The organism is Pseudofrankia saprophytica (assembly GCF_000235425.2).
Taxonomy (GTDB): domain Bacteria; phylum Actinomycetota; class Actinomycetes; order Frankiales; family Frankiaceae; genus Pseudofrankia; species Pseudofrankia saprophytica.
Genome location: NZ_KI912266.1, coordinates 823,905 through 848,721, shown reverse-complemented (window position 1 = coordinate 848,721; position 24,817 = coordinate 823,905). Strand labels below are relative to the sequence as shown.

The following is a 24,817-nucleotide window of genomic DNA, read 5'->3' as shown; positions in this document are numbered from 1 at the left end:
GTCAAATCCCCGGGATGAACTGGATGATCAGATCGACGATCTTGATGCCGAGGAAGGGGGCGACGAGGCCGCCGACTCCGTAGACGAGCAGGTTGCGGCGCAGCATCGAGGACGCGCTGGCCGGTCGGTACCGCACCCCGCGCAGGGCGAGCGGGACCAGCGCGATGATGATCACCGCATTGAAGATGACGGCGGACAGGATGGCCGACTCCGGGCTCGCCAGCCGCATGACGTTGAGCCTGTCGAGACCCGGGTAGATCGCGGCGAACATCGCGGGGATGATCGCGAAGTACTTCGCGACGTCGTTCGCGATCGAGAACGTGGTCAGGGCGCCGCGGGTGATGAGCAACTGCTTGCCGATCTCGACGATCTCGATGAGCTTCGTCGGGTTCGAGTCGAGGTCGACCATGTTCCCGGCCTCCTTGGCGGCGGAGGTGCCGGTGTTCATGGCGACGCCGACGTCGGCCTGGGCGAGGGCCGGGGCGTCGTTCGTGCCGTCGCCGGTCATCGCGACCAGCTTGCCGCCCGCCTGCTCCCGCTTGATCAGGGCCATCTTGTCCTCGGGCGTGGCCTCGGCGAGGAAGTCGTCGACGCCGGCCTCGTTCGCGATGGCCTTCGCGGTGAGCGGGTTGTCACCAGTGATCATCACGGTCCTGATGCCCATGGCCCGCAGCTCGTCGAACCGCTCGCGCATGCCCTGCTTGACGATGTCCTTCAGCTGGATGATGCCGAGGACGCGGGTCCTGGGCTCACCGGCGACGCCTGGCGCCGGCGCGACCCGTTCGGCGACGACCAGCGGCGTGCCGCCGGTCGCCGAGATCTCGTCGACGGCCTCCCGGACGCCACCAGGAACCGTGCCGCCTTCCTCGCGCACCCAGTGCAGCACGGCGGCGGCGGCGCCCTTGCGGATCGATCGGCGCACATACACCCCGTCGCCGTCGCCGGTGCCGCCAGCGGTGCCGGTGCCCGCGCTGTCGGTCAGGTCGACGCCGGACATCCGGGTCTGTGCGGTGAAGGGGACGAACCGGGCATGTCCGAGCTCACCGGGGCTGCGTTCCCGCAGTCCATGCCGCTCCTTGGCCAGGACGACGATGGAGCGGCCTTCCGGCGTCTCGTCGGCCAGCGACGACAACTGAGCCGCATCCGCCAGCAGGTCGGGTGTGATGCCGCCGAACGGGAGGAACTCCGACGCCTGCCGGTTTCCGAGGGTGATCGTGCCGGTCTTGTCCAGCAGCAGGGTGTTGACGTCGCCCGCGGCCTCGACGGCCCGGCCGGACATGGCCAGCACGTTGCGCTGTACCAGCCGGTCCATGCCGGCGATGCCGATCGCCGAGAGCAGCGCGCCGATTGTCGTCGGGATCAGGCAGACCACCAGTGCGACCAGCACGATTCCGGTCACGCCGTGAGCGTTCAGGGCGCTGGTGTCGCCGACGCCCGGATGCTGGGCGCGGGAGAAGATCGCCAGCGGCTGCAGCGTGGCCACCGCGAGGAGGAACACGATCGTCAGGCTCGCCAGCAGGATGTTCAGCGCGATCTCGTTCGGTGTCTTCTGCCGGCTGGCGCCCTCGACGAGCCGGATCATCCGGTCGATGAAGCTCTGGCCCGGCTTCTGGGTGATCCGCACGACGATCTGGTCGGAGAGGACCTTCGTGCCACCCGTGACCGACGACCGGTCGCCGCCGGACTCGCGGATGACGGGCGCCGACTCGCCGGTGATCGCCGACTCGTCCACGCTCGCGACGCCGGCGACGACGTCCCCGTCACCGGGGATGACCTCGCCGGCCTCGACGACGACGTGGTCGCCAAGCAGCAACTCGGGCGCGGGCACCCGCTCGGCCTGGCTCGGGTCGACGGGGGCGCCCACGCGCCAGCCGGCCAGCCGGCGGGCCACCGTGTCGGTGCGGGTGCGGCGCAGCGTGTCGGCCTGCGCCCGACCGCGGCCCTCGGCGACGGCCTCGGCGAGGTTCGCGAACAGCACGGTCAGCCAGAGCCAGGCGACCGTCAGCCAGGCGAAGACCGTCGAGTCGGCGATCGCCAACACCGTCGAGAACACGGCGCCGATCTCGACGACGAACATCACCGGGTTGCGCCACAGCGTCCGCGGGTCCAGCTTGCCGACCGCCTCCGGCAGCGAGCGGATCAGCTGCGCCGGGTCGAACAGCCCACCGGCCCGGCGTGCCGGCCTGTGCGAGCCGTCCGGCTCGGGCGAGCCGTCGGCGGGCGTGTCACCTGTCTTCATGGCCTTTTCCATCACGGTTGTCTGCGGAGTAGACGCGGTCTCGTCCGCCCTGGACCCGGCACCATTGGTGCTCACTGGTGGATTCCTTCGGCGAGCGGGCCGAGCGCGAGCGCCGGGAAGTAGGTGAGCGCGACGAGGATCAGCGCGACGCCGGCGAGCATCCCGACGAACTGCGGGCGGTGCGTGGGCAGCGTCCCCGCCGAGACCGGCACCGGGCGCTGCGCGGCGAGCGATCCGGCCAGCCCCAGCACCAGCACGATCGGCAGGAACCGGCCGAACAGCATCGCGAGGCCGAGCGCCGTGTTGTACCAGGTGGTGTTCACCGAGATGCCGGCGAACGCCGACCCGTTGTTGTTGCCGGCGGACGTGAAGGCGTACAGCACCTCGGATAGGCCGTGCGGCCCGGAGTTGAGCATCGACGCGCGCTCGCCCGGCAGCGCCATCGCCACCGCGGTGCCGATCAGCACGACCGCGGGCGTCGCCAGCAGGTAGAGAGCGGCGAACTTGATTTCCCGCGCGCCGATCTTCTTCTGGAGATACTCAGGTGTCCGGCCGATCATCAGTCCCGCGACGAACACCGCGACCACGGCCAGCATGAGCATTCCGTAGAGGCCGGAACCGGCGCCGCCGGGCGCGATCTCCCCAAGCGCCATGTTCAGGATGAGCGTCGCACCGGAAATGCTGGTGTACGAGTCGTGGAAGGAGTTGACCGCGCCCGTGGACGTCAGCGTCGTCGCCGTGGCGAACGTCGCCGACTGCGGTACCCCAAACCTGCTTTCCAGGCCTTCGGTGGACGCGCCGACTGCCTCCGGAACCGTGCCGTGATGGGCCATCTGGAATCCCGCGTTGATGGCGAGGCTGCCGACGGCCAGCACCGCCATGACCGCGACGATCGCCAGCCCCTGGCGGGCGTTGCCGACCATCTTCCCGAACATCCTGGGCAGGCTGAACGGGATCACCAGCAGCAGGAAGATCTCGATCCAGTTCGTCCACGAGGTCGGGTTCTCGAACGGGTGGGCCGAGTTCGCGTTGTAGAACCCGCCGCCGTTCGTGCCGAGCTCCTTGATCGCCTCCTGGCTCGCGACCGGTCCGCCGGTGATCGTCTGCTGGCCGCCGACGACGGTGGCGAACGTCCGGTTGCCGTGCAGGTTCTGGATCGCGCCGCCGGCGACCAGCACGATCGCGAAGACGAAGCTGACCGGCAGCAGCACCCGCAGCGTGCCGCGGGTCAGGTCCACCCAGAAGTTCCCGAGCGTCTCGGTACGGGACCGGGCAAATCCACGCACCAGCGCCACCGCGACCGCCATGCCGACCGCGGCCGACACGAAGTTCTGCACGGCGAGCCCGGCCATCTGGACGAGGTGCCCGGCGGCCGACTCGCCCGAGTACGACTGCCAGTTCGTGTTCGTGACGAAGCTGACGGCGGTGTTGAACGCCTGGCTCTGCTCCATCGCCGGCATGCCGAGGCTGAGCAGCAGGTGGTTCTGCAGCCGCAGGAACCCGTAGAGGAACAGGACACCGACGGCCGAGAACGCCAGCACGGAGCGCAGGTACGCCGGCCACCGCTGCTCGGCGCGGGGATCGACGCCGACGAGGCGGTAGGCGACCCGCTCCGCCCGGGTGTCACGCGGGCTCGTGTACACGTGGGCGAGGTAGTCCCCGAACGGGCGGTAGACGAGGCAGAGCGCCGCCACCAACGTGGCGACGAAAAGGACACCGGCCCACCCGGCGCTCATTTAGAACTTCTCCGGGAAGAGTAGAGCCGCCACCAGGTAGCCGGCGACGGCCACAATGAGGACGAGGCCGGCAAGATTCTCGGCGCTCATAGTTTCTCCACCCCGCGGGCAATGACCGCGAGCACGACGAAAGACGCGATCACCACCACGACGAAGACCAGGTCGGACATGGCTTGAAGCCCACTTTCTGGGTCCGCCTTCCGTAGGCGCAGACCCACTGGAACGGTGTGGCCAGGGCGAGATCTACCCGGGCCGGAATGAATCGTCCCGGTCTCGGAACCGCTGTCACATCATGGGGCGGACCCGGAGGGATGCGATCCCCGTTGACGCCCTGTTGACGGCCTCCACCGGGGTTTCTACACCGCTTTTACGACCTGGCCTGACCGTGTGTCCCGGGCCACTTCCGGTGTGCGGCGGGGACCGCGGCCGAAAAACATCCGTTGTCAGAAAACGTGGCGGAAGACCGAGGTAGCTCGATGGAACGGTGACGGGTGGGGTGAAGGGTGGCGAGGCCGTCGGCGGCGGAGGCCGGCCGGACGCGGCGGCGGACGTGCCGGGTCACCACCCGGCGCGTCATCGTGGGCGTGACGGCCGCGCCGGCCAGGAGTGCCAGGGCGATGAGCCCGGAGCGGCCGGGCGCGGCCAGCTGGCCGTCGCCGCGGACGACCATCCCGAGATAGAAGGGCCAGGCAAGCACACCCGCCAGTGCCGCCCCCGAGATGGTCGCGCGCCAGGCCACCAACGCCACGAAGCAGCAGAGCATCGCCAACCCGACGTGACGGGCCGCCGAAACCCAGACGAACACGGCGGCGAGCACGAGAACGCCGGTGAAGGTGATCGCGAGCACCGCGGCTGTCGGTGTCGGTGTCGGCCCGGCCTCGGTCGAGATCACTTCGGCGTCGGCCGCGCCGTGCCCGGCCGACGCCGCCTCGGGAAAGGGAGACGCCACCTCGGGAGAGGGACAAGAAGCTGCTCGTGACCGCATGACCGCCTCCGATGCCCGGACGCCGCCGGCCGCGGGTGGGCGGCGCTGTCATCGCCTGGCCGGTCGGCCGCGCGGGGGATCCGGGCGGTGCCGGTCCGCGATCCGCCCGGCCAGGCTCCGTCCACCATTTCTCCGCCCACACCCCGTTCGCGTGGCCGTGAACGAGACGTTGACGCGCCTTGGCCCGATCTAGACGCCCCGTATACGCGGCTACCAGCCCGGCCTGGACTACCAGCCCGGCCTGGACTACCAGCCCGGCCCACCGCGGACCCACCGCCGGCCTTGGTGAACGCCCGGCGCGGCTGAACGAATCGCCGACCGGGTCACAGCGGATGCGGGCCAGGGTTCTCGTCGCGCCGTCCCCGAGGGTTCGGGACGTCCCCTCGTCGGTCGTGCCGGTCGAGGGTGCCCCACCAGCCGCGGCGGCGGGCCCAGCGCAGCAGGGTGGCGGACATCGTCACGATCGCGACCAGGACGATGGCCAACTGCAGATACCGGGTGTGGCTGTTGACGATGATGTTCATGCCATAGACGGATGAGATCGCGGTGACCGGAAGTGTGATCGCGGCGATGACGGCGAGGCGCTCGGCCGCGATCGTCATCTTCGTCTCGATCCGGGTGCGGTAGAACTCGATGACTCCCTGCAGGTACTCGCGCTGGACGTCGGCCAGGTTCCGAACCTGCTCGAACTCGTCGACGGCCTCCGCGAGCAGCGGTCGCGCGACTGGCGTTAGTGCCCAGGACCTTCCGGCGAGCCGGGCGTAAATCTCTCTGTTCAGTGTGCTGATCGTCCGGGCCGCCAGCAGGCCGTGCCGTGCTCGGAACATCTCGTCCAGGAACGGCTCCGGCTCTCCGAAATGCCCACCGACGACCCGCTGCTCCAGGTCCCACACGTCGGCGGTCAGCGCTTCCACGAACGACTCCTGGCTCGCGGCGAGCGCCAGCACGATCGCGTGCGTCAGGTCGAACGGCGTCGCCGGCCGCAGCCGTCCCGACTCCAGCCGTTCCAGTACCGACCGGGTCTCCCGGACCGCGACCTGGGGGTCGACCACCGGGTTGATCGGTCCGTGCACCGTGACCAGGAAATGGCGGCCGATGAACTGGTCGAGCTCGATGTAGTGGACGTGGCCACCCTCGCCGCGTTCCGGCGTGTGCAGGACGACGAACACGTGGTCGGCGTACGAGTGGGTCTTGGGCACCCGGTTGCGGTCGGAACAGTCGTGCACCGCCCGTGGATGGAAGCCGAACACCTCTCGGAGCACCTTCGTCGCCGTCGGCTCGCAGTCCGGGATGTCCAACCAGACGAACCCGGCGCCCCCGCGGCCGTCCCCGTCGTCGCCGTAGCCGCTCTCCTCGCCGCCGCCGTCATCGGTGGCGGCGGCCCGTGCCCTGGCGAGCAGGTCGGGCAGCGCCTCGACGGGGTGCCGCTCGACACCCGTCCTCGTTACCAGCCGAACATCCATCGACGCCTCGAACTCACCAGCTCCAGCTCACCGCCGGCGCCCCGCGGGCACCGCGGGCGAGCCGGTGGGTGCGCCGCGGGCGAGACCCGGTCGCCCGGACGGACGATAGGCCCCCGCGGCACCTTTTCCCGCCGCGTTCCCGCCGCGCGCGTCAACGGACCGTGATTACTCGCCGTTCGCGTCCCGGCCTCCGGGCAGTGACCATCAGCCGTCTCTGCGCTGAGCGGCGTCCCGCTCGGCATCTCGTTGCGCGTGGCGCGCCTCCTGCGTCGCGCGTCGCGCGTCCTGGCGTTCATGCTGGCGTTCGTGCCTGGCTTCGTGGGCCGCCCGCCTGGCCTCCTTCCCGGCCGAGCTGGGGTCGGAGCCCGCGTCCTGCCAGGGAAGGCGAGCGGTCGCGACGGTCGGGCCGCCGGGTGGGCTGGTCAGCGTGAACCTGCCGTCCATCGCGCCGACGCGTTCGGCGAGCCCCGCGAGCCCACCGCCCGGAGCGATCGTGGCGCCGCCGCGGCCGTCGTCGGTGATGGTGAGCTCGAGCCGGTCGCCGGGACGGGTCAGCCGGATGGATGCCGTCCGGGCGCCGCTGTGCTTGCTGACATTGGTCAGCAGCTCGGACGCGGTGAAGTAGACGAGGCCCTCGACGGCCGCCGACGGGCGGTGGCTCGGCAGGTCGACACTCACCGTCACCGGCACGGTGCACCGCCCGGCCACGTTCGTGAGCGCCGCGCCGAGGCCGCGCTCGGTGAGGATCGCGGGGTGGATGCCGCGGGCAAGGTCGCGCAGCTCGCGCAGGGCGACCTTGACCTCACCATGCGCCTGCTCGATCATCTGGGCCGCCGCTTCGGGATCCTGGGCCATCCGTTCCTTGGTGAGGCCTAGATCCATGGCGAGGGCGACGAGCCGGGCCTGGGCGCCGTCATGCAGGTCTCGCTCGATCCGGCGGCGGTCGTCGGCGGCCGCGCCGACCATCGTCTCCCTGCGCGCCTCCAGCTCCCGGATCCGCCGCTCCGTCGCGCTGGACGGTGACAGCAAGGCCGAGATCATCGCTCGGTCGGCCGCGGCGAAGCCATAGACGACGTATGGCACGACCGGCCAGAAGACGACCAGCAGCGTGAGCGTCACGACGAAGGTGACGATCCCCCAGGGCAGTCGGATGAGCAGGTACAAGGCGCTGCGCCAGCCGACGGGGTCGGCCAGCCGAGTCCAGAGCCAGCCGAAGAAGCCGCTTTCGCGAACGGGCATCTTCGACGGCGACGCGATCTGGAGGCCGAGCAGCGCCCGCGCCCGTGCCCGGTCGACCCGCCCCCAGGCCCGGCAGACCGCCAGGGCGACGGCCAGGAGCGGCAATCCGATGATCGTCACCGCCAGCCCGCTGCCGACGCTGAGCAGCACGACCATGCACACGAAGCCGGCGATCCCGAGCGGCAGGTTCAGCAGCGCGAACGTGACCTGCTTCCACGCGCGCGCCCCGAGCCCCATCAGCGGGATGCTTTCGCTCGCCGGAGCCGGAGCCGGAGCCGGAACGGGTGCGGAGGTGGCCGGCGCCTTCGCCCACGCCGCGCCAGGTGCGGGCGTCGTCGACATGTCCACGGCCAGCGGGCTTGCCGCCTCGATCGGCGACGGCCGGTCCTCGCCATCGGTGCCCATGCCGTCACCGTCACCGTCACCGTCACCGTCGCCGTCGTCGGCGCTGTCGATGTCATCGACGTCATCGACGTCGCCACGGCCACTGGCGGGTTCGGCGTCGGCGGCCATCGGGGTTTTCCGGCTGCCAAACTCGGAGCCGGCGGGCATGACACCGCCGTGCTCCGCAACGCCCGGTTCCAGCCCGCCAGGCGTCGGGGTCTCGTCCTGCGCACGATCGACTTCCACGCCTACAAGCCTGCCTTGCCACCCCAGGTCCGCACCATGGGCCCAGACCGCCCGGCACGGTCGGGACAACCCCACCCTCGGCAGGGGTGGCCGGGCCGCCCACCTTGCCAGGGGCGCCAGAAGGCCAGCTCGGTGGGTGCCGCGTCGACGACCGGTGGGCAAGCCCGTATCCAGGGCGGATCAGACTGGCCGGGTGAGTGGTTCTCAGGCCGGTTACTCCGGTACGCCGCTGGCCCGCAAGATCGGGGTGAAGGCTGGGCACGAGGTCGTCCTGTGCGCCGCGCCGGATGGCTGGGCGATCCCTGACCTCCCATCCGGGGTGACGACGTCAGACCTGCCCCAGCCGCCTCCGGCCGAGTCGTCCCAGGCGGCCGGGCAGTCCGACATCGTCGTCGCCTTCTGCCGGACGCCCGCTGACCTGACCGCCGCTGTCTCGGGGTTCGCGCGGGCCGTCCATCCGGCGGGCGCGCTGTGGATCGCCTGGCCTCGCCGCGCGGCCGGGCACCGCAGCGACGTCACGGAGAACCTCATCCGCGAGGTCGCGCTCCCGCGTGGCCTGGTGGACGTCAAGGTCGCTGCCCTCGACACCGACTGGTCTGGCCTGAAACTCGTCTGGCGCAAGGAACTGCGCTAGACCGGTCGATCCGGGTGAAGGGAACGCGACGATGGCGAAGCCTCGCGCGCTCGGAGCCCATCCCAAGGGGTCAGAGCGACCGACCAAGGTGGCCGGCCAGCTCGAAAGTGCCGGCGATGCGGGTCCGGCCTCGGTGGACGGCTTCGGTGGACGGCGCCGGTTTGCGGGTGTTAGGACCTTTTCGCGGTGCCGCGTTCTCGCGGGGCCGGGCCCCGCATTGCGGGGCGCGGAGAAGGGAAGGGTGCCGGACGTGACGGAGACCGACGTGGCCGAGACCGAGCAGGAACGTTTCGAGGTGGCGCGCCAGATCGAGGCGCCAGCCTCCAAGATCTTCGAGGTGCTGCGTGACCCGAAGGGTCATGTGAGGATCGACAGCTCCGGGATGCTGCAGTCCAGCGACGGTGCGCCGGTGGACGAGGTCGGGGACACCTTCGTCGTGCACATGGACCGTGAGTCGCTGAACGACATCCCGCTCGGCAAGTACGACGTCACGGTCATCATCACCGAGTACGAGCAGGACGCGCACATCGAGTGGACGATCTCCGGTCTGATCCAGCCGCCGATCGGCCACATCTACGGCTACCGGCTGGAGCCCAAGGAGACCGGCACCCTGGTCACCTCGTACTACGACTGGAGCCGGATCCACGAGGCCTATCGCGGCAAGGGGATCTTCCCGATCATCCCCGAGGCCGGCCTGCGGGCCACCCTCGGCATCCTCGCCCGCACCGTCGAGCAGGGCTGACCGCCCGCTCGCCGCTGTCGAAGGCCGGTGGCACGGTGGTGAACGCGACCCGGAGCCGGCACGACGTCATACGGCGCGGGCGGACCCGCCGAGGCAAGGCTCGGACTCAACTGCCGTAGGCGGCCGAAGCCAGCCGTAACAACGGGCCGGGCGCTGTAACACCGGCTGGGTAGCGTCCAGCCTGGGTGGAACGGACGTGGCGCCGTAGGTTGGCGGTCGGCCGATCCTGCCAGTCGCGAGTCCGAGGAGGCGGCATGAAGGCGGACGGCGTCGCGGGGTCGGCCGCGTTGACGGTCGTCAACGCGTTGCTGGTGACCATGGCGGATGGGCAGGAGCCGTTCCGCGGCTGGTTCACCGTCGACGACACCGGCACGATCACCGCGATCGGGCCGGGCGACCCGCCGGCCGGGGAGCCGCCGGACGGCCCGAGCGGCGACGCCGACGCGGTTGCCGGCTCCGCTGCCAACGAGGCGGCCGGCTCCGCCCGCGCCGGGACCGTGCTCGATGCGGGCGGCGCGATCGTCGCGCCCGGGTTCATCTCGGCACACAGCCACCTGTTCATGTCGGGGCTGCGCGGCCTCGGCGTCGGTGAGACGCTCTACGGCTGGCTGGCGGAGAACATGGCCGTGCTGGCCGGCGCCGGCGTCGAGGACCTGTACTGGTTCACGCTGCACGGCTGCCTGGACTTCGCCGAGAACGGCATCACCTCCGCGTTCAACTTCACCCAGAGCCGGGTGCTCTGGGAGTACGACCAGCACGCGAACAAGGCGTTGCCCGGCCGGATCCAGCCGGTCGACTTCGTCACCCGCCAGGTCGACGCGGGCGCCGACGCCGGGATCCGGGTGATGTCGGCGGTTCGGCTCGACGACGAGGCGTTCGACGAGGCACAGGTCCTCGACACCTTCGCCCAGATCGCCGGCTACGCCGAGGCGAAGGTTCCCGGCCCGCTCAACCTCGGTACGGCGGTGTTCGGGGCGGTGCAGTGGGCCAGCTCACCGCGGTCCGCAGCGCTGGAGGCCGAGCTGATGCGCCGCCACACGGTCATCAACCAGGCCCACTTCGTCGAGACGGCGGAGGCGATCGAGCAGCAGCGGGCCAAGTTCGCCTGGTACGACGAGGCCGGGGCACTGGGGCCGCGTTTCCTGTTCGGCCATTTCGTCCACCCGACGGACGAAATGGTCGACAAGGCGGCGGCGACGGGCGCCGGAATGGTCTGGCAGCCGACGTCGAACGGCCGGCTCGGCTCCGGAATCGCGGACATTCCCCGGCTGCGCGCCGCCGGGATCCGGATCGGCGTCGGTCTCGACGACCAGTCCTGCACCGACATCTCCGACCCGTTCCAGAACATGCGGATCGGTATCTACACCCTGCGTGCCCTGCATTCCGACGCGAAGGTGCTCATGCCGCGCGAGATGCTGCGGATGCACACCCTCGGCTCGGCCGAGGTGCTCGGCGTCGCCGACCGGGTCGGCAGCCTGGAGGTCGGCAAGCAGGCGGACTTTCTCGTCGTCGACCCGCGGCGGCCGGACACCGGCCCGATCTGGGACGTCTACGCGACCTACGTGTTCGCCTGCGGCCTGCGCAACCTCAAACAGGTCTATGTCGGTGGACGGTCCGTCTACGACGCGTCCCAGCCGCCGTCCGAGCTCGCGACGACGGCCAGCGCCGAGCTGCATGCCCGCGTCGGGCACGCCGCCCGCGAGGCCGGCGTCACCGTCGGCCCGCTGACCTTCTGACCCTCTGCCTCCTGATCCGCCGGCCCGCTGACCCACCGATCTTCTGGCCCTCTGGCCTTCCGGCCTTCGGCCTTCTGGGGCCTGGCCTTCCAGTCGTCTGGCCGCTGATCTCCGATTTCCAGGCGCCGATCCTCCGACTACTGATCTTCTGTTCTTTGGCCTCCAGACGGCTTCGCCCTCTCTCGAGGGCGGAGTCAACATCCGCCGGTCGATCTGTTGACTACTTTCCGTAGCGGCGGGTGCCTGGCGGTCCTCGTCCGCGGGTATTGACGAGTGGCGCCGGTCTTACGGTCGGTGGTCATATCCGGCAGGTTGTCGGTCACCGCGAGATTGCTCGATCTTTCGGATCTCGCGCAGGGTCGCTGTTTGTGGCTGAGAGGTGTTCTTAACAGAAACCATAGGTTTATCGGCGCATAGTCAGGTTAATGTGCCGATATGACCGCTTTGGTTGTGCCGGAGGCGGACGGGGGCGTCTCTGTGCCATCGGTTGATCAGGGGGAGGCCCGGCCGGCCACGGTGTGGCTGTCCGAGGCGATCATTGGCGGCCTGGTGCTCGTGTTGTCCTTGGTCGCCTGGGTGTCGCTGGCGCTCGCCGACCTTGGTGCGCACAGCCTGGCGGCGGTCGCCGCTACCACGGCGGCCGTGCTGGTGGCGGTGGCCGGCGTCGCCCTCGGTCGTCGGGCGCTGGTCGCCGCGCGCCGCCGCCCTTCCCGGGAGCTGACCGTCGAGGAACCTCGGGGAACTCTCCCCGCTGGCGGGACGGCCGCCTCCGGCGGAGCTTCTGGCATCTCCGGCCGGGCTTCTGGCGTCGAGCCACGGCGACGGGTACGAATCCGTGTCGATCCCGCGGGGCTCGTGGTGATCGCCGGCGTCGCCGCCCTCGCGGGTTTCTTCTTCTTCCCCGGGTTTGACTACGGCGCCGCGGACAAGGACCCGGGAGGCTACGTCGCCCACGGCATGGAGATCGCCCGGACAGGTGGGTATTCCTTCCGCGACCCGGCCTCCGACCCGGCTCGGGTGCCGCACGTGGAAGCGGCCTCTCCCGGAGCGCGATTCCCAGGAGTGTGGATATCCCACGATGACGTGATCGTGCCGCAGTTCTACGCGCTGTGGCCGGCTCTGCTGGCGACGGCCGCGGACCTCGGTGGCGAACGTGCCCTCATCCAGGTCGGGCCGCTGTGCGGCCTGCTCGCGGTGTGCACGCTGACGCTCGTCGTGCGGCGCGCGGTCACCAGCGCGTTCGGCGGCCCGGCCCCACCGGCTGCGGGCGGCGCCGGGCGGTATGCCAGCGCGGCCGGGCTGTTCGCCGGCGCCGCCACCGGCGCGCTGCTCGCGACGAACATGCTGCAGGTCTGGCAGGCCAAGTACCCGTCGTCCGAGATCAGCGCCCAGCTGTTCTTCGTCGCCGCCCTGTTCGGCGTTGTCATGGCTCTGGCCACCGGTTCCCGGCTTCCGGCGGCCTTGGCTGGTGTTCTCGCCGGTATCGGCTTCCTTGACCGGGCCGACGGGATGCTGACGTTGCTGCTCGCGGCGGCGGCCGGGGCCGCGCTCGTCGCGGTCCGCCGGTTCGACCGGCGCGCGGCGGCCTTCGCCGCCGGGGTGGCCATCGTGCTGCCGCACGCGCTGTGGCAGGCCTACTCGCCGGACGCGAACCGCGACTACACCCTCATCAACGGCATCCCGGATCTGCCCACCATCGCGGGCATCGTCGCGGTGCTGTTCGCGGTCGGCCTCCTGGCGCGCCCCGTCGTCAGACGGATGATCGCCAGGCAGGCCGTCCGCGGCCGGCACACCGTCAGCGGCCCGCACACCGTCAGCCAGGCGGATCGGAACCGACGGTTCCAGCTGTTCGCGGGCGTGGTCGTCGTGCTGTTCGCGGCGGGGCTGTTCGTGCTCGGTGCGCTGCGCGGACAGCTGTTCGGCGCGGACTACAAGTTCTTCGAGGGCCTGGGCCGCCAGCGCACCTATGACGAGCAGTCTCTCGACCGGTTGGCCTGGTTCGTGTCCTGGCCGGGGTTCCTGCTGGCGCTCGCGGGTCTGGCCCTGGTCGCGGTGCGCCGCTGGAACGCCATGCTGTGGGCAGTCGCCCTCTCGACGCTGCCGCTGCTGGCCGTCTACGCCTGGCACACCCGCAACTCGGTGCGGCTGATGTGGTGGGCGCGTCGCTATGTGCCGGTGGCGCTGCCGGGACTGCTCGCCCTGGCCGGGATCGCGCTCGGGGTGGCGTTGGCGGCGTTCGCGACCCGCCGCCTGTCGACGCGGCTGGCGGTCGGCCTGCCCGCGGTCGCCGCGCTCGGCGGCCTGCTCGCCTTCTTCGTGCCGCAGTCGCTTCCGTTGCGTCACCACGACGAGATGGGCGGCAGTTTCGCGGTGACAGCCGAGCTCACCGCGCTTGCTGACGGGCGCCAGGGTGTCTACCTCTGGCCACGGGAGCCTTGCTGCCTCACGGAGAGCGACCTCTTCCCGGCCGCGCTGTGGCTCGGTCGGGGCGAGCTGTCAGCTTTGCTGCCCGACGACGAGGCGGACAGGCCCGCCTACGTCGCGGACTTCCTCAGCGGTTTCCCGGACTCGCCCGTGTTCGTCATCGGGTCCGGCACCGACGTGCCGAACATCCCGGGCGTCGAGCTCGTCGCCGCGCGGCACATCACCGCCTCGTTGCCGTTCTGGGAGGAAAGCGAGACCGCGCGCCCCGACCACGCCACGTCCATTCCGGTCGACTTCACCGTCTGGCGGGTGCGGCGCTCCTGACGAGGCGGCGATCGTCTCGCTCCAGGACCTCGGCGGCCGGCGTCCTGGCTTCCGGGCGTCCGGACACCCGGACGCCCACGCCCGGACGCGATGGTCAGCGGCTGAGCAGCCCGAGCAGGCCCGGGGGCAACAACGGCACGGGCGGCGATGGCTGGGCGAAATGGGAGAGGGGCTGCCAGCTCACCTCGTCGTCATCGGCGTCCAGCACCTTGCCCAGCTCGTCGCGCTCATAGAACGAGCGGTCGAGGAGATCCGCGCCGAAGATGAAGGCGATCTCGTGGTGCGGCCGGCCTTCCCAGCTGAAGATGTTCTCCAGCACACCGAGCAGCTCGACGTTCGTCAGCTCGGCGCCCAGTTCCTCGCGCAGTTCGCGGTGCACGGCCTCGACGGCCGTCTCACCGAACTCGACACCGCCGCCCAGCGGGCGAAAGATCAGGTCGCCGGTCACGCGGTCCTTCCCCTGGTAAACCAGCAGGTCGTCCTCGCGTCGCACGGCGGCCAGCGCGATAGGCCGGATTCTTGGATTTTTCGCCACGCCCTGGACGCTAGCTGACGATCTCGCTGCTCAGCTGGTGGCGCTGCCGCTGGCCTCCGCGGCGACCTCGGCACGGACCTTGTCCATGTCGACGGCCTTCGCCTGCGTGATGAGGTCCTCGAGCGCCGCCGCCGGCAGCGCGCCGGGCTGGGAGTAGAGCACGACGTTGTCCCGCACGATCATCAGCGTGGGAATCGACGAGATGCCGAAATGGGCGGCGAGCTCCGGCTGCGCCTCCGTGTCGACCTTGCCGAACACCGCGTCCGGGTGCTTCTCGGACGCCCGCTCGTACACCGGTCCGAACATCCGGCACGGCCCGCACCAGGACGCCCAGAAATCGACCAGAACGAGATCGGACTCACCACCGACCACCTCGTCGAAGTTCTCCTTGGTCAATTCCTTGGTCGCCATCGCCGGCCTTCCTCCGTCGGATCACTTAGCCCAACTCAAGGACGGACGGGGCCTCGGCATTCCCGCCAGGCCAGGTCGACGCCGCGATCTCGACCCCCGAAGGCTGTCGTCGGTGGGGCCGGCCGCGCCGCGACCCCCTGCCGGACGCCTGCTTACGCCGGAGGTAATCGACCGGAATCGGCCCGGCGATGACGGTGGGTGCCACTGACCGATCGAGGTTCGGAGGCACCGTTGACAGCGACCAGGGAAGACCAGGCCCTGACGCCGGCCGCGCCGGCCGCGCCGGCCGCGCCGGCCGCGCCGGCCGCACCGTCCACGGCGGCTCAGGCCGCGGGACCGGGCAAGGCGGGTGTGCCGCGCGAACCGCGCCCCGGCCGCGAGTCGGGTTTCGCGGCCCGGCTCGAGCTGCCCGTGCTGCTCGCCGGGATCTTCATGATCATTCTTGATTTCTTCATCGTGAACGTGGCGATCCCGTCGATGCAGGCCGACCTGGGCGCCGGCCCGGCCGCCGTCCAGTGGGTGGTCGCGGGCTTCGGCCTGGCGCTTGGCTGCGGTCAGATCACCGGCGGGCGGCTCGGCGACCGTTACGGCCGCCGTCGGCTGTTCATCGTCGGGATGGCGCTCTTCACCGTCGCGTCGGCGGTCTGCGGGCTCGCGGACAGCAGCGAGACGCTGATCGTCGGCCGGGTCGCGCAGGGCCTGGCCGCGGCGCTGATGAGCCCGCAGATCCTCTCGATCATCAGCGTCGGCCGGGTCGGCGCGCGGCGGGCGCGGGCGGTCGCCGCGTACGGGACGACCATGGGGATGGCGGCGGCCTGCGGCCAGCTCATCGGCGGCGCGCTGACGCAGGCGGACGTCGCCGGCCTCGGCTGGCGGACCTGCTTCCTGATCAACGTTCCGATCGGTGTGGCCGTCGTCGTGCTCGCCCCGAGGGCGATCCGCGAGTCCCGCCTCGACGGGCCGCCCGACCTCGATGAGCGGGCCCGTGCCGCCGGGGGGAGGGCCGACGGTGGCGCCGGCGTCGGCACTGGCGGCGCTCTGGATCTTGTCGGGGCGGCGCTGGCGACGACGGTGCTGGTCGCGGCCGTGCTGCCGCTGGTGCAGGGGCGGGAGGCTGGCTGGCCGTTGTGGACCTGGCTCTGCCTGGCTGGCGCCGCCGTGCTGCTCGCCGTCTTCGGTCCCCACCAGCGGTGGATGACGCGGCGCGGCCGGGTGCCGCTCGTCGAGCTGGCTCTTTTCCGGGAGCGGGCGTTCACGGTCGGTCTCCTCGCGGCCCTGGTGTTCTTCACCGGTGTCGCGTCCTTCTTCCTCGTCCTCGCGCTCTACCTGCAGCGGGGGCTGGGGCTGGACGCGCTGCGTGCCGGCCTGGTGTTCACCCAGCTCGCCGCCGGCTACCTGGTGACGTCGTTCGCCGGTGGTCCGCTGGTCCGCCGGTTCGGTCGGGCGGCGCTCGCGGCCGGCGCGCTGGCGATGGCCGCCGGTCTCGGACTGCTCGCGCTCGTCGTCCACCAGGTGGGAACGACAGGTTCGGCCTGGCTGCTCACGGCACCATTGCTGATCATCGGTGCGGGGATGGGCCTGGTGATGGCACCGCTGATCGGGGTCATCCTGGCCGGTATCGCGCCGCGGCATGCCGGTACCGCGTCCGGGCTGCTCGCGACGGCGCAGCAGGTGGGCAACGCCTTCGGCGTCGCGATCGTCGGGGTCATCTTCTTCGGCGCGCTCGACCGCTCGGGCGGCGCGGCCGGCGCCGACAGCCCGGCGGCCTACCCACACGCACTGGTCCTGTCGATCGGTTACCTCGCCGCCACCTCGGTCGTGAGCGCCGGCCTGCTCATGCTTCTGCCGGCCACCCGCCGAGGCGGCGTACCCCCGGAATGACCGAAGGTAGGTGAGGCAGGGCATCCAGGAGGAGGGCGGTAACGGTGATGACGACGCGGACCATGTCGAGGAGCGTCCGCGCTGGTGTCGAGGCCACGGCGGGCGGCTCCACCGACGAACCGGTCGGGGTGCTCGTGCGGCGGTGGCGGGAGATGCGCCGGCTCAGCCAGTTGGAGCTGGCGCTGCGGGCCGACATCTCCGCCCGGCACCTCAGCTTCATCGAGACCGGGCGGTCACGGCCGAGCGCCGAGATGGTGCTGCGGCTGGCCGAGCACCTCGACGTCCCGCTGCGGCGGCGCAACGAGCTGCTGCTCGGCGCCGGCCACGCGCCCGCCTACCGCGAGACGCCGCTCGGCGCGCCGCCGCTCGCCCCGGTGCTGGCGGCGGCCCGGCAGCTGCTGCGCGGTCACGAGCCCTACCCGGCGCTGCTCGTCGACCGGTGCTGGGACCTGGTCGAGTCGAACGCCAGCCTGAGCGTCTTCACCAGCAAGGCCCACCCGCGGCTGCTGGAGCCGCCGGTGAACGTGCTGCGCCTGAGCCTGCATCCGGACGGGCTGGCACCGCACATCGTGAACCTGGGGGAGTGGCGGGCGCACATCCTCGGCCGGCTGCGCCGGCAGGTGCGCGCCAGCGCCGACCCGGAGCTTCTCGCGCTACTCGACGAGCTCACGACGTACCCCTGCGACCAGGCGGAACCGCTGGTGGATCTACCCGGACCCGGTGACGTCATCGTCCCGTTGCGGTTCCGGCACGAGGGAACGACGCTGACCTTCCTCAGCACGACGTCGGTCTTCGGCACCCCTGTCGACGTCACCGTCGCCGAGCTCGCCCTGGAGTCCTTCTTCCCCGCCGACCCCTCGACCGCGACCGCGCTGCGCGCGTTGCATGACGGCGGTGGGTAGCGATACCGCGAGCCGCTGAACAGCGCTTTCGTCGGGCCGGACTGCTGGCGGCGTCATGTCGAAATTCCGTGGACGCCGCCCGGCGACGCCGCACACGATGGCGCCATGTTGCGCCCCAGCCGCTACCGTGACCGCATCATCGCCGACCGGGCCGCCGCCTACTCCGTGCTCGATGAGGCGCTGGTCTGCCACGTCGGCGTCGTCATCGACGGCCGGCCGCACGTGTTGCCGACCCTGCACGCCCGGGTCGGGGACACCCTCTACGTGCACGGCTCGACGGCCGCGCGGATCCTCGCGGCGGCGCGCCCGGAGCCGTTGGCGGTGTGCGTCACCGTCTCACTCCTCGACGGCCTCGTCCTCGCCCGGTCCGCGTTCCACCACTCGCTGAACTACCGGTCGGTCGTCGTCCACGGCGACGCTCTGCTGGTCGCCGGCGCCGACGAGAAGACCCGGATGCTCGCCGCGCTGGTGGACCGGGTCGGGACCGACCGTTCCGCGCAGTGCCGGCCGCCGTCGCCCAAGGAGCTCGCCGCGACGGCGGTGCTCGCCGTCGACCTCGCCGCCGAGGGCACGGATGTCGCGCTCAAGGCCCGCGCCGGCGGCCCGATCGACGACGAGGCCGACCACGCGCTCGGCCACTGGGCTGGCGTCGTTCCGATCCGGCTCGTCGCCGGGGTGCCCGAGCCGGATGGGGACCGCGGCATCCTGCCCACCCCTGTCGGTCTGGCCCCGACGCTGCGCTGAGGGATCTTTACGGGCACCGATGAGTTCGCAACGGCCGGTGGGTCTATCTGAATGTCCGTTGACCTCATCAGCAAGATGGAGCTCGCGATGCCTCCGCTCGACACCACTGTTGCTGGCGCCCCCGTCTGGGTCGACCTGATGACGACCGACCCGGCAGCCGCCCGGACGTTCTACGGCGAGCTGTTCGGCTGGACGGCGCAGGAGCCGAACGAGCAGTTCGGCGGCTACTTCAACTTCCTGCGGGACGGCCAGCCCATCGCCGGCGGCATGCAGTCCCAGCCGGACCAGGGCGTGCCCGACGTCTGGTCGGTCTACCTGCGTACCGACGACGCCGAGAAGACCGTCGCCGCCGTGGCCGAGAAGGGCGGCCAGGTGATCGCTCCGGCGATGGCCGTCGGCGATCTCGGCGTGATGGCGGTCGTCGGCGACCCGACCGGCGCCATGATCGGCATCTGGCAGCCCGGGCTGCACACCGGCCTCGGGGTGACCGCCGAGCCGGGCGCGCCCGCCCACTTCGAGCTGTTCACCCGCGACCACCAGGCGGCCGTCGCCTTCTACCGCGACGTCTTCGGCTGGAACACCAAGACGGTGGGCGACACCGACGAGTTCCGCTACACGATCCTGGTGAACGCCGCCGGCGAGCCGCTGGCCGGAATCATGGACGCCGCCGCCTTCCTGCCGACCGGGGTGCCGGCGCACTGGTCGGTGTACTTCGCGACCGAGGACGTCGACGCGACCCTCGCGACGGCGGCCGAGCTCGGCGGCAAGACCGTCAACCCGCCCATGGACACCCCGTACGGCCGCCTCGCCACGGCCGTCGACGTGACCGGCGCGGTCTTCAAGCTGGTCGGCCCGAACAAGGACCCGAACGCCGCGCCGACGGGCTGACCGGTGGCCCTCCGGTTCTGGTCCGGCCCCGGCAGGGTCACCCGGCCCGGACCAGAACCCTTCGGCGCCAGCCGGCGCCTCGGGATCAGCCCACGCCTCGGGATCAGCCCGTGCTTTGGGAGCAACCCGCGCCGAGCGATCGGCCGGCGATCAGTCGGCGCGGCCCTCGGGAGCGCCAGCGGTGGCCTCGAAGACGAGCACCGGTGAGTAGGCCACGACGGGACGCGGCCGGTCCTGGTCGGGGAGCTGACGTAGCTGTTTGATCGTCGGTTCGACCTCGGCGGCCCAGATGTCGTCCGGCAGGTCCCACAGCCGGGACCAGAGCCGGCTCTCGGTCTCCGCGGCGACCTGCTCGGGCGTCGCGGCGTCCTCTTCCTGCCCGATGGGGAATCTCTCGACCAGGCGCAGCCCGTGCCGCTCGGCCGTCTCGATGACCGACTCGGGCCGGGATCGGGCGGCCTGCAACCGGTAGGTGTCCAGCCGGGCGCTCATCGCATCCATGAGGCGGTCGACGTCGGAGACCGTGTCATGGTCGCCCCTGCCCACGACCGCGAGGCATCCGCCGGGCCGCAGCACTCTGGCCACGTCGCCCAGGACGGCGGAGGTGTCGGCGACCAGGTGCAGTACGTGAACGGAGAGGCAGGCGTCGACGCTGGCGTCCGGGAGCGGGATCGCGCTCGCATCGGCGCGCACGACCCGTCCCGGAACCCGCCGCGCCGCGTAGGCGAGCATCTGCGCCGACAGGTCGATGCCGATGACCTCCCAACCGAGGGAGGTGAAGGCGGCGGCGACCAGCCCGGTCCCGACGCCGATCTCCAGCAGCCTGCCGGCCGGCAGGTGCGGTCCGACCTGGGTGGCGACCGAGCGGCCGCGCGCCTCACCACCGCGGGTGTCGTCGTAACGGTCAGCGATCCGGTCAAAATTGACGGACTCCGGCACGGCCTCACCCTATGACGGCGAGCCCCGTTGATCTTCCGATTCGCTGGCGCTTCCCGGGCTTCCGGCTCAGCCCGTCGCGGCCTCGGACGACGCCGCGACGGGGTCGGACGGGTCCCACTCGAGCGGCTCCGCCGGGGTGGCGGGCGGGCCACCGTCGGGGGTGAGGACGTACCAGCCGACGTCGTGCCAACGGTCGAACTTGTAGCCGGTGTTCGGGTGAACACCGGCTAGTTGGAAGCCGACCGCGGTGTGCAGGCCGACGCTGGCCGGGTTGGGATGGGTGACCCCGGCGAACAACGTCACGTAGCCGAGCGCGCGCACCTCGGGGATGAGGTGGTCGTACAGCCGGCGGCCCAGCCCGCGGCCCCGCTGCCCCTTCGTCAGGTAGACGGAGACGTCGGCCGACCAGCGGTAGGCCGCGCGGGCCGCGTGCCGGCTGGCGTAGGCGTACCCGGCGGGCTCGCCGTCGACCTCGGCGATCAGCCATGGCATCCGCGGCCGCGCGTTCATCCGCTCCAGCATCTCGTCCACGCTGGGAACGGCTTCCTCGAACGAGATCGCCGTCTCCAGAATCCAGGGCGCGTAGATCTCCCGAATGATGGCGGCGTCGCCCCGACCCGCCGCCGGCCTGATCACGATCTGGGATTCCGCGGTCGGTGGCGCGTCGGCCCGCTGTGCGAGTTCCATGCCACCATTTTCTCGATGGCCAACCGTGTCGGGAGCCCATGGGGGGCAACGTCATGTTGACGTAACGTGGCCAAGGTCTGACGCCAAGCGTCGGGCGCCAAGTGGCTGGCGCCTGACGTCGGGCGCCTGACGTCAGGCGTCGAGCGCCGGGCGGCTAGCGGCTGGCGGCTAGCGCAAGGAGATGATCGTCTCGAGGTAGGTGGACGGGAGCGCGACGCTGCCGCCGTCCTGGTGGCGGTCCCAGCGGCGCGCCAGGTCGGCCAGGTCGGCGGCGAGGTCGTCGCGGCCGTCCTCGTCCAGCGCCTCGAAGGCCTTGAACGTCGGCCCGTACCAGCGTCGGAAGAAGCCGACGAACTCCTCCGGCGAGGCGAACCGGAACACGCAGGTCTGCTGCGTCGACCGGATCTCGACCGCCGCGCCGCCGAACAGCTCGGCCAGGTGGTCCTCGGTCCCCCACAGCATCGGTGACTGGACGCCCTTCGGCCCGGGGACGTGCTTCGTGATCGTCCGGAACATCTCGCCGATGAACCCGGACGGCGTCCAGGACACCAGGCCGATCACGCCGCCGGGCCGGGTCGCGCGGATCAGCTCGGCGGCGGCCCGGTGGTGGTCGGGCGCGAACATCGAGCCGAAGACCGACAGCACCGCGTCGAACGAGCCGTCGGGGACGGGCAGGTCCTCGGCGTCGCCGACGCGGAACTCGACGTCGAGTCCTTCGGCCGCGGCGCGCTTACGGGCGGTGTCCAGCAGGCTGGGAACGTAGTCGACGCCGACGGCCGAAGTGCCCGACCGGGCGGCGGCGAGCGCCGCGTTCCCGGACCCGCAGGCCACGTCCAGCACCCGCCAGCCGGCGCGTAGATCGGCCGCCTCCGCCAGCAGCTCGCTCTGCAGCACGATGCGCGCGCCCACGACGGCGAAGTCGCCGCTGGACCACGTCTTCTGCTGCTTCGCCTTGACCGCGGCCAGGTCCGGCCCGGTCGCCGTCGCGGTGGGGGTAGGGGTCGTGGGGGTGAGCGTCATTGCTCTTCTCCTTCGAGGTTGCCCGGGTCGGTCGTGCCCAGGGCGGGGACGTCGCGGGCGCCGCCGCGACCCTCGGTGGGCCGGTCGCCGCCTGCTCGTTGTGCCTGGAAGAAGGTTCGGTCGGGGGCCGGGCCGGGGACCAGTCGCGTTCCTGTACTGGCGGGTGTCCGCTGGTTGTCAGCTTCGGTACAGGATCTGGACTACCCAGTGGGCGGGTGGCCATGTTCTCATGATCGAATGGCAATCCATTCGGACTACTGTCCGATCTCGCTGTGTGTCGAGGTCCTCGGCGACCGCTGGACGCCGCTGATCATCCGCGAGCTCATGATCGGAGCGAGCGGCTTCAACGAGATTCACCGTGGTGTACCCAAGATGAGCCGGACGTTGCTCGCGCAACGGCTCCGGCAGCTGGAGCGCCAGGGCCTCGTCGTCCGGGAGTCGGCTGAGCGGGGACGCCCCGGCCGCTACGACCTGACGGCGGCGGGTTGGTCGATCACGCCCATCATCTGGGCGATGGGTCAGTGGGCTGCCGAATGGATCTTCAATGACCCGGATGACGACGACTGTGACGGCCTGTCGCTGATCTGGCGGATGCACCAGCACGCGGTCATCGACCGGCTGCCTCGACGACGGACGTTCGCGCACGTCATCCTCACCGGCCCTGGTGCCGCCGAGGGCTGGCTGGAGATGGAGCGTCCCGTGATCACCGTCTGCAGGGACGACCCGGGACAGGACGCCGAGCTCTCGATCAGCGCCAGCACCCGTGAGATGCACCGATGGCTTCTCGGCAGGGTCTCGTTCCGTTCGCTGCTGGACGCCGGCCACGTCGAGGTGCGCGGTCCGGCGGCGCTGGCCCGGGACTTCCCGACCTGGTTCGACAACGGGTTCTTCGCCGCGGGCCTGCGGCGCGCGGAACTGCGCGGCGCCGGTATGCCCGTCCCGACCTACACCGACGTCTTCGCGGCCCACGCCGCGGCCCTCGCCGCCATCCCGGGCGCCCGCGACGAGGCGATGGCCGGGTAGCTCGCTTCCGGTGGATCTTCGTTGCCCGGTCGTCAACGCCCAATCGCATACTCAGCTGGTGATCTTCGGCCTGTCTGGGGGGCGGATCACATCTTGATCGCAGACCGGGTATGGATAAATCGGGCAAAAAAGGGTGTGGAGTGCCGCCTCCCATACCCATTCGGCGATCATGTGTCGAGCCTCGCCCGTCGAGGAGGGGTGATCGCTCACTGCGTATCGGAACAGGCGTCCGGCGGATCGGCGGGAGCCGTTCCCGACAAGATCTACGGGAAGGCCCCCAGCCCGGCCGTGGATGGATGCGTCGACAGGATCACCACTGAGGAGCGAGACCTCCTCGACTAGGCCATTCCCACTGCATCGTCCCCTTCTCGGATGCCCCGTTCCCGGCCAACGAAGCGCTTACGAGCCGCTACCTGGGAGCGTCGCGTCCGGGGCCCTCCGCCCGTCTTCGACGTCGTCTGATAAACGATGTCTGGGGCGGATGGGGATGATCTGGATGGGAGACGAGTGGCGCAGCAGTGGCTGTCTCTGGTCGCGATCGTGGCCTCCGTGCCCGTGGTGGTGCTGGTCAGCAATGTGATCCACGAGCTTGGGCACGCCCTGGCGGCGCTCTCCGTCGGTTACCGGGTCCGCGGCTTCGTCGTCGGCGGGACCAGCGCCGACTTCACCAGGTCCGGCAGGTTCCTGCAGTTCGGCCGCAAGTTCGGCAAGGCCGCGGCGCTCATTTCTCCCCGGCACGGCTGGATATCGGGGTGGCGCGGGGTCGTCGCCTACAGCGGCGGCATCGCGATGAACTTCGTGGCCCTCGCGCTGGCGCTGCCCGACGGGCTGGGATTCGCCCGCTGCGGTCTCTCCTCGCAGTCGTGCGCGGCCGAGATCGGGAACGGGCCGCTGCCGGCGACCGGAGTCTTCGCCGAGCAGGATCTGGTCGCCTACGTCGGCGCCATCCTCGTCCTGTTCTGCGGCGTCAACATCTTCCAGGCGGCGGCGAACCTGTGGCCGCGGGTGCTCGCCTCGGGTGCGGTCACCGACGGGAAACACGTGCTGAGCCTGGTCCAGGCGCGGCACCTGGTGGAATGGATCCAGGTCGCTGAGTCGACCGTCATCGTCGAGCGGCCGCGGGCGTACGTGTGGGAGTTCCTCGACAACCCCGAGAACCTGCCCCGCTATGACCCCGCCGTCGCGCGGGCCTACCGGAAGCCGGGCACACCGGCCGGCGTCGGGCGGATCACCGTCACCGAGCGCCACCCGACTGTTCCCGGCACCGAGGGTCTCGCCCAGGAGACGGAGATCATCGCGTTCGAGCCGCCGCGCCGGACGATCGTGCGCAGCGCCGGCAACCACTCCCTGCGGGCCGAGACGCTGCTGCGGGCCTTCGGCCCCGGCGCCACCCGGCTCACCCGCACCGTCTGGCTCGGCGCCAAGCCGACGCTCATGCCGGAGCAGCGCCGGCGCATGCTGGACGCGCTCAGCGGAACCGGCGACGAGCTGAACCGGGAGAACGAGGCGATCAGAAGTGTGCTCGAACCCGAGCGCCGTGACGACCGCCTGGGTGAGCAGACGCGAATGACGCAGATGATCCGTGTCAGGCGTAACACGCGCGCCCTCGCCCGCAGACAACGCTGAGGCGCCGGC

21 protein-coding genes are annotated in these 24,817 nt (G+C 71.0%); 10 read left to right on the top strand and 11 right to left on the bottom strand.

What is annotated here, in order from left to right; all coding sequences use genetic code 11:
• Position 1: 1 nt before the first annotated feature.
• From kdpB to FRCN3DRAFT_RS42475, 6 genes are all read right to left on the bottom strand, one after another.
• Positions 2-2,239 (bottom strand): potassium-transporting ATPase subunit KdpB, encoded by a 2,238-nt coding sequence (gene kdpB, locus FRCN3DRAFT_RS0203755; RefSeq protein ID WP_027140218.1) that lies wholly within the window; start codon positions 2,237-2,239, stop codon positions 2-4.
• Positions 2,240-2,310: 71 nt separating this feature from the next.
• Positions 2,311-3,975, bottom strand: coding sequence for a potassium-transporting ATPase subunit KdpA (gene kdpA / locus FRCN3DRAFT_RS0203750; RefSeq protein ID WP_007508684.1), 1,665 nt, complete (start codon positions 3,973-3,975; stop codon positions 2,311-2,313).
• On the bottom strand, positions 3,976-4,065 hold the full coding sequence (kdpF, locus tag FRCN3DRAFT_RS50505; RefSeq protein ID WP_063630134.1) for a K(+)-transporting ATPase subunit F: 90 nt from the start codon (positions 4,063-4,065) through the stop codon (positions 3,976-3,978). It abuts the gene before it with no gap.
• A gap of 277 nt (positions 4,066-4,342) precedes the next feature.
• Positions 4,343-4,924 (bottom strand): hypothetical protein, encoded by a 582-nt coding sequence (locus FRCN3DRAFT_RS53840; RefSeq protein ID WP_027140217.1) that lies wholly within the window; start codon positions 4,922-4,924, stop codon positions 4,343-4,345.
• A gap of 359 nt (positions 4,925-5,283) precedes the next feature.
• Positions 5,284-6,423, bottom strand: coding sequence for a magnesium transporter CorA family protein (locus tag FRCN3DRAFT_RS42480; protein WP_007508686.1), 1,140 nt, complete (start codon positions 6,421-6,423; stop codon positions 5,284-5,286).
• 204 nt (positions 6,424-6,627) lie between these two features.
• A complete protein-coding gene (locus FRCN3DRAFT_RS42475) occupies positions 6,628-8,292 on the bottom strand; it encodes a sensor histidine kinase (RefSeq protein ID WP_232793908.1) in 1,665 nt (554 codons plus the stop codon).
• Positions 8,293-8,485: 193 nt separating this feature from the next.
• Between FRCN3DRAFT_RS42475 and FRCN3DRAFT_RS55855 the strand changes: the two genes are divergently transcribed.
• From FRCN3DRAFT_RS55855 to FRCN3DRAFT_RS0203705, 4 genes are all read left to right on the top strand, one after another.
• Positions 8,486-8,926, top strand: coding sequence for a DUF3052 family protein (locus tag FRCN3DRAFT_RS55855; RefSeq protein ID WP_007508688.1), 441 nt, complete (start codon positions 8,486-8,488; stop codon positions 8,924-8,926).
• A 250-nt stretch (positions 8,927-9,176) separates the two neighbouring features.
• Positions 9,177-9,668, top strand: coding sequence for an SRPBCC family protein (locus FRCN3DRAFT_RS0203715; protein ID WP_232793907.1), 492 nt, complete (start codon positions 9,177-9,179; stop codon positions 9,666-9,668).
• A 254-nt stretch (positions 9,669-9,922) separates the two neighbouring features.
• Positions 9,923-11,404 carry an amidohydrolase family protein gene (locus tag FRCN3DRAFT_RS0203710; protein ID WP_007508690.1) on the top strand — a complete coding sequence of 494 codons (1,482 nt, stop codon included), beginning with the start codon at positions 9,923-9,925 and terminating at the stop codon, positions 11,402-11,404.
• A 435-nt stretch (positions 11,405-11,839) separates the two neighbouring features.
• Entirely contained in the window at positions 11,840-14,152 is a 2,313-nt protein-coding gene (locus FRCN3DRAFT_RS0203705) for a hypothetical protein (RefSeq protein ID WP_007508691.1), read from the top strand.
• Between the two features lie 94 nt (positions 14,153-14,246).
• Here FRCN3DRAFT_RS0203705 and FRCN3DRAFT_RS0203700 read toward each other — a convergent pair whose 3' ends face one another.
• Together FRCN3DRAFT_RS0203700 and trxA are read right to left on the bottom strand one after the other, a co-directional pair.
• Complete coding sequence (locus FRCN3DRAFT_RS0203700) at positions 14,247-14,687, bottom strand: NUDIX hydrolase (protein ID WP_007508692.1); 441 nt, start codon at positions 14,685-14,687, stop codon at positions 14,247-14,249.
• Between the two features lie 30 nt (positions 14,688-14,717).
• Positions 14,718-15,098 carry a thioredoxin gene (trxA, locus tag FRCN3DRAFT_RS0203695; protein ID WP_007508694.1) on the bottom strand — a complete coding sequence of 127 codons (381 nt, stop codon included), beginning with the start codon at positions 15,096-15,098 and terminating at the stop codon, positions 14,718-14,720.
• A gap of 231 nt (positions 15,099-15,329) precedes the next feature.
• On the opposite strand from trxA, the gene FRCN3DRAFT_RS0203690 reads away from it, so the two are divergent.
• The 4 genes from FRCN3DRAFT_RS0203690 (at position 15,330) to FRCN3DRAFT_RS0203675 (ending at position 19,513) form a co-directional block, all read left to right on the top strand.
• Complete coding sequence (locus tag FRCN3DRAFT_RS0203690; RefSeq protein ID WP_007508695.1) at positions 15,330-16,979, top strand: MFS transporter; 1,650 nt, start codon at positions 15,330-15,332, stop codon at positions 16,977-16,979.
• Positions 16,980-17,026: 47 nt separating this feature from the next.
• On the top strand, positions 17,027-17,881 hold the full coding sequence (locus FRCN3DRAFT_RS0203685) for a helix-turn-helix domain-containing protein (protein WP_083401160.1): 855 nt from the start codon (positions 17,027-17,029) through the stop codon (positions 17,879-17,881).
• A 105-nt stretch (positions 17,882-17,986) separates the two neighbouring features.
• Positions 17,987-18,625 carry a pyridoxamine 5'-phosphate oxidase family protein gene (locus FRCN3DRAFT_RS0203680; protein ID WP_007508699.1) on the top strand — a complete coding sequence of 213 codons (639 nt, stop codon included), beginning with the start codon at positions 17,987-17,989 and terminating at the stop codon, positions 18,623-18,625.
• Positions 18,626-18,676: 51 nt separating this feature from the next.
• Positions 18,677-19,513: a VOC family protein gene (locus FRCN3DRAFT_RS0203675; RefSeq protein ID WP_007508701.1), complete on the top strand. Its 837-nt coding sequence runs from the start codon at positions 18,677-18,679 to the stop codon at positions 19,511-19,513.
• 150 nt (positions 19,514-19,663) lie between these two features.
• Here the strand turns inward: FRCN3DRAFT_RS0203675 and FRCN3DRAFT_RS42470 are convergent, their stop codons facing one another.
• The 3 genes from FRCN3DRAFT_RS42470 to FRCN3DRAFT_RS0203660 all read right to left on the bottom strand — a co-directional run bounded on the left by FRCN3DRAFT_RS42470 (position 19,664) and on the right by FRCN3DRAFT_RS0203660 (position 22,159).
• Entirely contained in the window at positions 19,664-20,452 is a 789-nt protein-coding gene (locus FRCN3DRAFT_RS42470) for a class I SAM-dependent methyltransferase (RefSeq protein ID WP_007508704.1), read from the bottom strand.
• A 66-nt stretch (positions 20,453-20,518) separates the two neighbouring features.
• Positions 20,519-21,139, bottom strand: a complete 621-nt coding sequence (locus tag FRCN3DRAFT_RS0203665) for a GNAT family N-acetyltransferase (protein ID WP_007508705.1) — start codon at positions 21,137-21,139, stop codon at positions 20,519-20,521.
• 168 nt (positions 21,140-21,307) lie between these two features.
• Positions 21,308-22,159, bottom strand: a complete 852-nt coding sequence (locus tag FRCN3DRAFT_RS0203660; protein WP_007508706.1) for a class I SAM-dependent methyltransferase — start codon at positions 22,157-22,159, stop codon at positions 21,308-21,310.
• A 237-nt stretch (positions 22,160-22,396) separates the two neighbouring features.
• On the opposite strand from FRCN3DRAFT_RS0203660, the gene FRCN3DRAFT_RS0203655 reads away from it, so the two are divergent.
• Together FRCN3DRAFT_RS0203655 and FRCN3DRAFT_RS0203650 are read left to right on the top strand one after the other, a co-directional pair.
• Positions 22,397-23,182, top strand: a complete 786-nt coding sequence (locus tag FRCN3DRAFT_RS0203655; RefSeq protein ID WP_007508707.1) for a winged helix-turn-helix transcriptional regulator — start codon at positions 22,397-22,399, stop codon at positions 23,180-23,182.
• 507 nt (positions 23,183-23,689) lie between these two features.
• The gene (locus FRCN3DRAFT_RS0203650; protein WP_007508711.1) at positions 23,690-24,808 is read left to right on the top strand and encodes an SRPBCC family protein; all 1,119 of its coding nucleotides are present in this window, start codon (positions 23,690-23,692) and stop codon (positions 24,806-24,808) included.
• Positions 24,809-24,817 lie beyond the last annotated feature (9 nt).

Coding starts and splice junctions, on each gene's coding strand:
- FRCN3DRAFT_RS0203710 (WP_007508690.1), top strand. CDS start 9,923: ATGAAGGCGGACGGCGTCGCGGGGTCGGCCGCGTTGACGGTCGTCAAC.
- FRCN3DRAFT_RS0203655 (WP_007508707.1), top strand. CDS start 22,397: ATGGCAATCCATTCGGACTACTGTCCGATCTCGCTGTGTGTCGAGGTC.
- FRCN3DRAFT_RS0203685 (WP_083401160.1), top strand. CDS start 17,027: ATGACGACGCGGACCATGTCGAGGAGCGTCCGCGCTGGTGTCGAGGCC.
- FRCN3DRAFT_RS0203660 (WP_007508706.1), bottom strand. CDS start 22,159: ATGACGCTCACCCCCACGACCCCTACCCCCACCGCGACGGCGACCGGG.
- kdpF (WP_063630134.1), bottom strand. CDS start 4,065: ATGAGCGCCGAGAATCTTGCCGGCCTCGTCCTCATTGTGGCCGTCGCC.
- FRCN3DRAFT_RS0203680 (WP_007508699.1), top strand. CDS start 17,987: ATGTTGCGCCCCAGCCGCTACCGTGACCGCATCATCGCCGACCGGGCC.
- kdpB (WP_027140218.1), bottom strand. CDS start 2,239: ATGAAGACAGGTGACACGCCCGCCGACGGCTCGCCCGAGCCGGACGGC.
- FRCN3DRAFT_RS0203665 (WP_007508705.1), bottom strand. CDS start 21,139: ATGGAACTCGCACAGCGGGCCGACGCGCCACCGACCGCGGAATCCCAG.
- FRCN3DRAFT_RS42480 (WP_007508686.1), bottom strand. CDS start 6,423: ATGGATGTTCGGCTGGTAACGAGGACGGGTGTCGAGCGGCACCCCGTC.
- kdpA (WP_007508684.1), bottom strand. CDS start 3,975: ATGAGCGCCGGGTGGGCCGGTGTCCTTTTCGTCGCCACGTTGGTGGCG.
- trxA (WP_007508694.1), bottom strand. CDS start 15,098: ATGGCGACCAAGGAATTGACCAAGGAGAACTTCGACGAGGTGGTCGGT.
- FRCN3DRAFT_RS0203675 (WP_007508701.1), top strand. CDS start 18,677: ATGTCCGTTGACCTCATCAGCAAGATGGAGCTCGCGATGCCTCCGCTC.
- FRCN3DRAFT_RS0203705 (WP_007508691.1), top strand. CDS start 11,840: ATGACCGCTTTGGTTGTGCCGGAGGCGGACGGGGGCGTCTCTGTGCCA.